Origin of the sequence: Polaromonas sp. CT11-55, from assembly GCF_047303325.1 — a bacterium.
In the GTDB taxonomy this organism is placed as follows: domain Bacteria; phylum Pseudomonadota; class Gammaproteobacteria; order Burkholderiales; family Burkholderiaceae_C; genus Polaromonas.
Genome location: NZ_JBKBEX010000038.1, coordinates 25,360 through 33,194 on the forward strand (window position 1 = coordinate 25,360; position 7,835 = coordinate 33,194).

7 protein-coding genes are annotated in these 7,835 nt (G+C 65.0%); 6 read left to right on the top strand and 1 reads right to left on the bottom strand.

Annotation, left to right across the window (positions count from 1 at the left end; all coding sequences use genetic code 11):
* Window positions 1–879 (bottom strand): class I SAM-dependent methyltransferase, encoded by an 879-nt coding sequence (locus ACEN8I_RS22805; protein WP_413330916.1) that lies wholly within the window; start codon window positions 877–879, stop codon window positions 1–3.
* Window positions 880–1,084: 205 nt separating this feature from the next.
* Here ACEN8I_RS22805 and ACEN8I_RS22810 point away from each other — a divergent pair, with 205 nt between their 5' ends.
* The 6 genes from ACEN8I_RS22810 (at window position 1,085) to otsA (ending at window position 7,712) form a co-directional block, all read left to right on the top strand.
* Window positions 1,085–1,768 (top strand): glutathione S-transferase family protein, encoded by a 684-nt coding sequence (locus ACEN8I_RS22810; protein ID WP_413330917.1) that lies wholly within the window; start codon window positions 1,085–1,087, stop codon window positions 1,766–1,768.
* Between the two features lie 21 nt (window positions 1,769–1,789).
* The gene (locus tag ACEN8I_RS22815) at window positions 1,790–2,095 is read left to right on the top strand and encodes an NIPSNAP family protein (RefSeq protein ID WP_413330918.1); all 306 of its coding nucleotides are present in this window, start codon (window positions 1,790–1,792) and stop codon (window positions 2,093–2,095) included.
* A 57-nt stretch (window positions 2,096–2,152) separates the two neighbouring features.
* The gene (locus tag ACEN8I_RS22820) at window positions 2,153–3,448 is read left to right on the top strand and encodes a multifunctional CCA addition/repair protein (protein WP_413330919.1); all 1,296 of its coding nucleotides are present in this window, start codon (window positions 2,153–2,155) and stop codon (window positions 3,446–3,448) included.
* 55 nt (window positions 3,449–3,503) lie between these two features.
* Complete coding sequence (gene otsB / locus ACEN8I_RS22825) at window positions 3,504–4,331, top strand: trehalose-phosphatase (RefSeq protein ID WP_413330921.1); 828 nt, start codon at window positions 3,504–3,506, stop codon at window positions 4,329–4,331.
* Window positions 4,328–6,187, top strand: coding sequence for a glycoside hydrolase family 15 protein (locus ACEN8I_RS22830; RefSeq protein WP_413330922.1), 1,860 nt, complete (start codon window positions 4,328–4,330; stop codon window positions 6,185–6,187). Before otsB ends, ACEN8I_RS22830 begins: the two co-directional genes overlap by 4 nt.
* Before the next feature lie 142 nt (window positions 6,188–6,329).
* Window positions 6,330–7,712, top strand: a complete 1,383-nt coding sequence (otsA, locus tag ACEN8I_RS22835; protein ID WP_413330923.1) for an alpha,alpha-trehalose-phosphate synthase (UDP-forming) — start codon at window positions 6,330–6,332, stop codon at window positions 7,710–7,712.
* The last annotated feature ends 123 nt before the right edge of the window (window positions 7,713–7,835 follow it).

Here is a 7,835-nt window from a genome sequence, read left to right on the forward strand (position 1 = left end):
CTAGCGTTTGATGACCAGCCCCTGCCCCGTGGGCAGCGGCATCACGCGGTACTGCCGCTCATCAAACCAGGCATCCTCGGCGATCTTCTGCCCGCGGTAGGCACCGGCCCACTCGTAGTCGTCGAGGATCAGGATGCCGCCAGGAACCATTCGGTCGAACAGGTGCTCCAGGGCCGCAATCTCGGCGGGCGCCTGGTTCAGGTCGATGTGCAGGTAGGCGATGCGTTCCGGGCAGCCGCCGGCGAACACCTCGGGGATTTTCCCCCTCATGACCTGGACCTGCGGGTAGGGCATGAATTTCTCGCACACCCGCGCATACAGGCCTTCGCCGTGCTCCGGCATGGCGTGATTGGCCATGCTGCCGTCATGCTCAAAGAGGTCGTAGCACCAGAAGGTTTTCGGGAACGCCGGGCCGCCGAGGTAGTCGACGATCGTTTTGACACCTACCCCGGTGTAGGCGCCGCACTCGACGAAATCCCCTTCCAGCTGCACGCAATGGTAGGCCGCGCAAGCCAGCACGTAGCGCCGCCATACGATGGCTTTGTCGGAGTCGCTCTCGACGTTGTCCTTCCAGGCCGCCAGAAACGGGCCGTCATCGAACATGGACAGATTGCGCACCCAGGTCAGCAGGTTGTCGGCGAAGTAAAAGCCGCCCTCCAGCTTTTTGGTCACCGACTTCATGCTTTCGGTCACCGCCTCGTCGTCAGTCGTTCCCCAAAACACAGGGAAAAAGAAGCTGGGCACCTTGCTTTTCTCGGGTGCCGAAAGCTTGGGAAGAATGGCAAGCACGCCCGCAACGGCCGGTTTCGAGGAAGCATCCCGGCGACGGCTCCGAAACAAGCCACCCAGCAGCGCCCGCAGTACATCACCCAGAATCATGGTCCAACCTCATTTTTTACCGCCGCAGCGGCTGCCGGCGGAGTTGACAGTGCGCACACTGTAGCGTGATTTGCCGGGCTTTCAACCCGCGCCCGGGGCGGGCGGCATCAATTTTTCGGTTTTTTTGCATCAATGGCGCGCTGGCGGGGTTGTAGCATCACAAGTCACTTCTTTTTGGCCTTCATTACCAGCAGACGGGGATTCCATGCTCAAGCTCTACATCGGCAATAAAAACTACTCTTCCTGGTCCATGCGCCCCTGGGTGCTGCTCAAGCAGGCCGGCATTCCCTTTGAGGAAATCAAGCTGCGCTTTGACTCCTTCGACGCCAACTCGAGCTTCAAGGAAAAAATCGGCGGCGTGAACCCGACCGGACGGGTACCGGCGCTGGATGATGATGGTTTTGTGGTCTGGGACACGCTGGCCATCGCCGAATACCTGGCCGAGCGCTTTCCCGAGAAAAAACTCTGGCCGCAAGACGTGAAGGCCCGCGCCCGGGCGCGCAGCATCTGCGCCGAAATGCACAGCGGCTTCGGCGCGCTGCGTTCGGCCTGCCCCATGAACATCGAGGCTGACCTGTCCGACATGGGCCAACTGATCTGGCGCGACAAATCAGCCGTGCGCGCCGACGTGCAGCGCATCGTCGACATGTGGACCGAGTTGCTCGGGCAATACAAAGGCCCCATGCTTTTCGGCGAATTCGGCATTGCCGATGCCTTCTTCGCGCCCGTCTGCATGCGCCTGAGCCGTTACGCCCTGCCGGTGCCGGCCGAAATCAGCGCCTATATCCAGCGTGTCAGCGCCCTGCCCGGCGTCAAGGCCTGGATAGACGACGCGCTCGCCGAAAACGATTTCCGCGAGTTTGAAGAGCCTTACCGCGTCAAGCGTTGAGCATCAGGCGAGGAGATATCCATGGTCACCATCTATCTGCGCTACGTTCTCAACACCGCGAAACTGAAAGAGTTCGAGCACTACGGCAAGCTGTGGATCCCGCTGGTCGAAAAATTCGGCGGCAAACACCACGGCTACTTCATGCCCAGCGAAGGCGCCAACAACATCGCGCTGGCCCTGTTCACCTTTGACAGCCTGGCCGCGTATGAGACCTATCGCCAGCGCTCCTTTGCCGACCAGGACTGCCTGGCAGCCTTCAAATACGCCGAAACCACGGGCTGCATCATCAGCTACGAGCGCAGCTTCTTCCGGCCGGTGTTTTCCTGAATAAGAACCTGTTCACGGTCTAAGGCCCGCCCGGCCGGTAGCCGCTAAACTGGCTTGATGGAAATCTACATGGTCGGTGGCGCGGTGCGCGATGCCTTGCTGGGCCTGCCGGTGCAGGATCACGACTGGGTGGTCGTGGGCGCCACACCCGAGGCGCTCGCGGACCAGGGCTACCTGCCCGTGGGCAAGGACTTCCCGGTCTTCCTGCATCCCGAGACCCGCGAAGAGTACGCACTGGCCCGCACCGAGCGCAAGACCGCGCGCGGCTACCGCGGCTTCGCGGTGCATGCCGAGCCCGACGTGACGCTGGAGCAGGACTTGGCGCGGCGCGACCTGACCATCAATGCCATCGCGGCCCCGGCCCGCGGCGACGATGCGCCCGGCCGCTTCGAGCCCGACTTTGCCGCGCTGATAGACCCCTTCGGCGGGCAAAAAGACCTGCAGGCCAAAGTCCTGCGCCACGTCACCGGCGCCTTCCGTGAGGACCCGGTGCGCATTTTGCGGCTGGCCCGCTTTGCCGCCCGCTTTTCCGATTTTTCGGTGGCGCCCGAGACCCTGGCGCTGATGCGAGACATGGTGGCCGAGGGGGAGGTCGATGCGCTGGTGCCCGAACGCGTTTGGCAGGAACTCGCGCGCGGGCTGATGGAGGACAAGCCCTCGCGCATGTTCGAAGTGCTGCGTGACAGCGGCGCGCTGGACAAGCTGCTACCCGAGGTGGCGCGCCTCTGGGGCGTGCCCCAGCCCGCCGCCCACCATCCCGAGGTCGACACCGGCATCCACCTGATGATGGTGCTGGACATGTCGGCTCAGCTCAAGGCGCCCCTGGCCGCGCGCTTTGCCTGCCTGTGCCATGACCTGGGCAAGGGCACCACGCCGGCCGAAGTCTTGCCGCGCCACATCGGCCATGAAGATCGCAGCGCGCGCCTCCTCAAGGACGTGTGCGAGCGCCTGCGCGTTCCGGTGGACTGCCGCGAGATTGCCGACGTGGTGGCGCGCGAGCACGGCAATGTGCACCGCAGCGAAAGCCTGGGCGCCGCGGCCCTGGTGCGGCTGCTGGAGCGCTGCGACGCGTTTCGCAAGCCCCAGCGCTTTGCCGACATCCTGCTGGCCTGCGAATGCGACGCGCGCGGCCGCCTGGGCCTGCACGATTCGCCCTACCCGCAGCGCCCGCGCCTGCTGGCGGCCCTGGCCGCGGCCCAGGCGGTGCCAACGCAGCCGCTGGCGCAAGCGGCACAGGCCGCGGGGCGCGGCGGCAAGCAGATCGGCGACGTGATCCACCAGGCGCGCGTCAAAGCGGTGCAGGACAGCCTCCCCGGCACCGCGGCAGGGCAGCCGCCTCCCGCCGGGATGTGAAAAAGCGAAACCGGCCTACAGCGATTTGACGGGGGCCCTGCTAAGGTGAATGGCGATGCAGTTATCACCTTCCCCATCGCCGGCCCCGCCTTCATCGCGTCCGGCGCTCCCCGGGCAGCTGCCTGCCATAGGCGCGCGGACCGCCCTCTTCCTGGACTTTGACGGAACACTGGCCGACCTGGCGCCCGAACCCGACGCGGTCCAGCTGGTGTCGGGCGTGATCCCGGCCCTGCTCCGGCTGTCGGGCCAGTTGGGCGGCGCCTTGGCGATTGTGTCGGGCCGCAGGCTGGCCGACCTGGATGGCTTTCTTGCGCCCTTGCAGCTGCCGCTGGCCAGCGAGCATGGCGCGCAGCGCCGCGATGCGCAAGGCCGCGTCCTCAGCCTCGCCGAGCCCGACCTGGGCGAACTCGCGCGCAGCGTCGCTGAATTCGCCGCCCAGCATGACGGGCTGCGTGTGGAAATCAAGCAGGCCGCCGTCGCGCTGCATTACCGCCACGCGCCCGAGCTGGAATCGATGTGCCTGCGGCTCATGCGGGAAGCCGCCGACCGCGCACCCGGCGTCGAATTGCTGCATGGCAAATATGTGTTCGAGGTCAAACCGGCGAATGTCAGCAAGGGCTCGGCGATCAAGGCCTTCATGGGCGAAGCCCCGTTTACCGGCCGCCTGCCGCTGTTCGCCGGCGACGACACCACCGACGAAGCCGGCTTTGCCGCCGTGCAGTCGCTGGGCGGTGAAGGTATCAAGGTTGGCGAAGGCGCGAGCGTGGCGCACCACCGCTGCGCATCGCCCGACGCGCTGCGCGAATGGCTGCACGCGGCCTTTGGCGGCAGGTCGTTGGAGACTGATGGCGCGCCCGCCGCCGCGCCGGGAGGTCGCCCATGAACGTCGCCGCCGATTCCCTGCACTTCACATCGCCCGCCAAGCCCTCCCTGTCCATGGGTGTAATAGGCAACTGCGGTTTCAGCGCCTTGATTGACGCGCGCGGTCGCATCGTCTGGTGCTGCCTGCCGCGCTTTGACGGCGACCCGGTTTTTAATGCGCTGCTCGAGCCTCAGCCAGAGCAAGGCGAAACCACCATGCCCGGCATCCAGGACTCGCAATCCAGCGCCTTCGCCATCGAGATCGAGGACTTCGCCGAAGCCAGGCAGTGGTACGAGCCCAATACCGCCGTGCTGCGCACCCAGCTCTTCGACAAGCGCGGCCAGGGTGTAGAGATTACCGACTTCGCGCCGCGGTTTTTCAGCCGCTCGCGCTTTTTCAGGCCCATGACGCTGGTGCGCCGGGTCAAGCCCATCCACGGCGCCCCGCGCATACGCGTGGCGCTGGACATCCGCTTCGACTGGGGCCGGCGCAAGCCGGTGATCACCCAGGGCAGCAACCACCTGCGCTATGTGGGCGATGAACTTACGCTGCGCCTGAACACCGATGCCGCTCTTTCGCACCTGCTGTCCAAGCAGCCTTTTGTGCTGACGCGCGAGCACAACTTCCTGCTGGGCGCCGACGAATCGCTGGCGGACGGCATTGCCGACACCGCGCGCCTGTTTGAGCAGGAGACCATTTCCTACTGGAAGAAGTGGAGCCAGCGCCTGCACATTCCGCTGGAGTGGCAGGAGGCCGTGATACGCGCGGCCATCACGCTCAAGCTCTCGCTGTTTGAAGACACCGGTGCCATCGTCGCCGCCATGACCACCAGCATCCCCGAGGCGCCTGGCAGCCAGCGCAACTGGGACTACCGCTACTGCTGGCTGCGCGATGCTTTTTTTGTGGTGCGCGCACTCAACAGCCTCTCGGAAGTCGGCACCATGGAGGACTACCTGCGCTGGCTCAGCAATGTGGTGGTGCAGTCCAAGGGCGGGCATATCCAGCCGCTCTACGGCATAGGCCTGGAGCGCGAGCTGCCCGAATCCATCATGGTGCACTTGGGCGGCTACCGCGGCATGGGACCGGTGCGCGTCGGCAACCAGGCGCAGGAGCACTTCCAGCACGACGTCTACGGCAATGTGGTGCTGGGCGCGGCCCAGTCCTTCCACGACCACCGCCTGCTGCACCGCGCGGGCCTTGCCGAGTTCAAGCGGCTGGAGGACGTCGGCGAGCAGGCCGTGCTCAACTACGACAAGCCTGACGCCGGCATGTGGGAGCTGCGCACGCGCGCGCGCATCCACACTTCGTCGGCCCTGATGTGCTGGGCCGCCTGCGACCGGCTGGCCAAGATCGCGCTGGTGCTCAAGCTGCCGGAACGCGCCACCTACTGGCAGGGCCATGCCTCCGTCATGCAGGAACGCATATTGCGCGAGGCCTGGAGCGAAGAACGCCAGTCCTTTGCCGAAAGCTTCGGCGGGCGCGACCTGGACGCCAGCGTGCTGCTCATGATTGAAGTCGGTTTTATCGACCCCAAGGACCCGCGCTTCATCGCCACGGTGGACGCCCTGGAAACCCATTTGTGCGACGGCCCTTATATGCGCCGTTACGAGGCGCCCGACGACTTCGGCAAGCCCGAAACCGCCTTCAACATCTGCACCTTCTGGCGCATAGACGCGCTGGCCCGCATAGGCCGCAAGGACCAGGCCCGCGAGATCTTCAACACCATGCTGGCCGCGCGCAACCATGTGGGCCTGCTGTCGGAAGACACCCATCCCCTGACCGGCGAGATGTGGGGCAATTTTCCGCAGACTTATTCCATGGTGGGCATCATCAACGCCGCAGTCCGCCTCTCGACCCCCTGGGAATCCCAGGTATGAAGATGAACACCCCCGCCGGAGTACTGGTTCACCCCCGTCGGCGGCTCACTTCGTGTAGCCCCTTCCCCCCCTCCAGGGGGCGGCGCCTGCGGCCCGGCAAAGCCGGTTCCGCGGCCCCTGCTGATCTGGAGGCTTGGGTGCCATGAGCCGGCTTGTGGTTGTTTCGAATCGCGTGGCGGATCCGCGCAAGGCCGCCGCCGGCGGCCTGGCCGTTGCGCTGGGCGATGCGCTGAGCGCCACGGGGGGGCTGTGGTTCGGCTGGAGCGGCAACGTCGTCGAAGGCGGCGCGCCGGGGGAAGGCGAGCTGCATGTGCAGCAGGCCGGCAACGTCAAGCTCGCCACGGTCGATTTATCGGCCGAAGACCATGCGGGCTATTACCTGGGCTACAGCAACGGCGTGCTCTGGCCGGTGTTTCATTACCGGCTGGACCTGGCGCGTTTTGACACGGGTTTTATCGAGGCCTACCGCCGAGTGAACAGACTGTTCGCGCACAAGCTGATGCCCCTGCTCAAGCCCGACGACATCATCTGGATTCACGACTACCACCTGATCCCCATGGCCGCCGAGCTGCGCGCCATGGGCTGCAACAACCGCATCGGTTTTTTCCTGCACATCCCGCTGCCGCCGCAGCAGATCCTGGCAGCCATTCCCCAGCACGAGTGGCTGATGCGCGCGCTGTTCGCCTACGACCTGGTGGGTTTCCAGAGCGAGAACGATTTGCTGCACTTTTCGCGCTATGTGCAGGCGGAGGCCGGCGCCGTGGCGCTGGGCGGCAACCGCTTCAGGGCCTTTCACCGCACCGTGCGCGCGGGCGCCTTTCCCATAGGCATAGACGTGGACGAGTTCGCCGCACTCACGCACGCGCAGGACGCGCGCGACATGTATGAGCGCATGAAAGAGGAGTATTCACGCCGCAAGCTGCTGCTGGGCGTGGAGCGGCTCGATTATTCCAAGGGATTGCCGCAACGCCTGAAGGCGTTTGAAACCCTGCTGAAAAAATACCCCGAAAACATCCGCAGCGCCACCCTGATCCAGATCGCCGCGCCCAGCCGCGAAGACATGGGCACCTACACCGATCTGTTGCAGGAACTCGAAAGCCTGTGCGGCGCCACCAACGGCAATTTCGGCGAGCTCGACTGGATGCCGATACGCTACATCCACCGCAACGTGGCGCGCAAACGCCTGCCGGGCCTGTACCGCGTGGCGCGGGTGGCGCTGGTCACGCCGCTGCGCGACGGCATGAACCTGGTGGCCAAGGAATTCATCGCAGCGCAAAACCCCGCCGACCCCGGGGTCCTGGTGCTCTCACGCTTCGCGGGCTCGGCCGAGCAGCTCGAAGACGCGCTGCTCGTCAACCCCTATGACATAGACGGCACGGCCGACACCATACAACGCGCGCTGCAGATGCCGCTTGAAGAGCGCCAGGCGAGGCACCAGAAGCTGCTCAAGAACATCCGGGAGAGGGATGTGCATTGGTGGAGGAGGGAGTTTTTGAATGCGTTAGGTTTTGAGGGGCCAGCTTAGTTGATGCCGGATTTGCTCCGGCGGCGCGCCCTCTGCTGAGAGCTGTTGGCCGGGGGTAGCCCGGCAGCTACTCACTTTTCTTTTGCTTCGCCAAAAGAAAAGTAAGCAAAAGAAAAGGCGACC